Raw genomic sequence first — 1,652 nt, 5'->3', positions numbered from 1 at the left:
TCTCGGAACTATAAGGCTTATTAAGCGCTGTTAGTTTTCTCTTAATCACTTACTTTCCAATGTAAGTTAGCTGTTTTGGCCCTAATTAATACTTAGTCCTTAAACGCTTATTACCTACTATCCTTAGCAGGTTATGAATACAATTATTTTATCGATAGGTAAAAAATTTAGATATAAGACAAAAGCCGAATATTTGAGAAAATCAGTTTAAAAAGCTAACGATTCCACACTCTCCCTTATCTTACCCAGATATTTCCTTAGGTAAGTATTCAGGCTCACAATTAGACAACGCTGTTTGATTTTCAAAGAACGTGGTTACAGCAGATGGCTTTGTTGCACAAAGATTTGAAATGCAAAGCGCCCCTAATTGAGCCAAATTTAAGGCGTAACTTGGGTAAGTGGTCGACCTAATTCCGTAAATCTGTTAAGGACTGCTACACGTGCATGGATCTCATTCACTTGGCTATCAAAACTCCTTGCACTGAGTTTATCTCCTAATAATTTGATGCAATGCATCTTAGTTTCAACCAAACTTCGACGATGATAGCCTGACCATTTTTTCCATAGTGTCCTGCCTAAACGTTTAATTGTTCTAAGTAATTCATTTCGCTCTAGCGAGCTACTCTTTGTATCTTTCCATGGTTTCGCATTTTTTCTAGGTGGAATCACCGCATGCGCTTGCCGATCTGCAATGACCTGACGGCATTGCTTGGTGTCATAAGCTCCATCGGTATAAACACAGTTAATCTGCTCATCTTGTGGAATCTGATTAAGTAAATCACCAAGCACCTGTGAATCACTGACATTATTGGTTGTAAGCTGAACTGCTCGTATTTGTAGGGTTTTAGCATCTATACCAATATGAAGTTTACGCCATTGGCGACGATATTCAGGTCCATGTTTCTTGCATTTCCATTCGCCCTCACCTAGAAACTTCATGCCTGTAGAGTCCATGAGTAGATGCAGCCCATCGCTACTTTTTTGGTAGCTGATTACAATATCAATATGCTTTTGTCTTCTACAAAGCGTGGTGTACGAATATCACTGATATTCGGGGCTGCTCAGCCGCAAAGTTTAATCAGACTTTGCACAAAGCCAGTGACCATACGTAAAGACAGACGGAATAAGGATTTAATCATTAAGCAGCATTGGATGGCTGCGTCGGAGTAGGTTTGATTTCGCCCTTGTTTGCCTTTTGATGGCGCATACCATTGCGTAGCAGGATCAAACCAAATGGCAATATTTCCGCGACTCATGAGTGCTCGGTTATATGCGGACCAATTGGTTGTGCGGTAGATTTTGTGTGTAGGCTTCTTCATTTAGAAATTATATCGCTGAAAAACCCTTTACAGATAGGTTTGTGCAACAAAGCCAATATTCAATCACCTCTGTTTTGTATAAGCCATTCACTGTTTCAGCCAAAGCATTATCGTATGAATCACCAGTCGTACCGACTGATGCTCGTAAATTTGCTGCTTCTAAACGATTGGTATAGCGAATGGAAAGATATTGAACACCCCTGTCGGAATGATGAATCACATTCTTTGGCATGCCTCGATCGTGCAATGCTTGCTCCAATGCATCGAGCACCATATCTGTATTCATTCGTGTAGATACTTTCCATCCAACAATTGCTCGTGAAAACACATCAA

At 40.2% G+C, this 1,652-nt stretch carries 2 pseudogenes; both read right to left on the bottom strand.

What is annotated here, in order from left to right:
• Positions 1-378: 378 nt before the first annotated feature.
• A pseudogene (locus tag GBI16_RS18030) lies at positions 379-1,319 on the bottom strand (IS5 family transposase).
• 55 nt (positions 1,320-1,374) lie between these two features.
• A pseudogene (locus tag GBI16_RS18025) lies at positions 1,375-1,652 on the bottom strand (DDE-type integrase/transposase/recombinase); the annotation flags it as partial.

The sequence above is a fragment of the Acinetobacter sp. TUM15064 genome, assembly GCF_008980265.1.
Classification (GTDB): Bacteria; Pseudomonadota; Gammaproteobacteria; order Pseudomonadales; family Moraxellaceae; genus Acinetobacter.
Note: the sequence above shows the minus strand (reverse complement) of the source record. Positions and strands in the feature narration are given on the sequence as shown.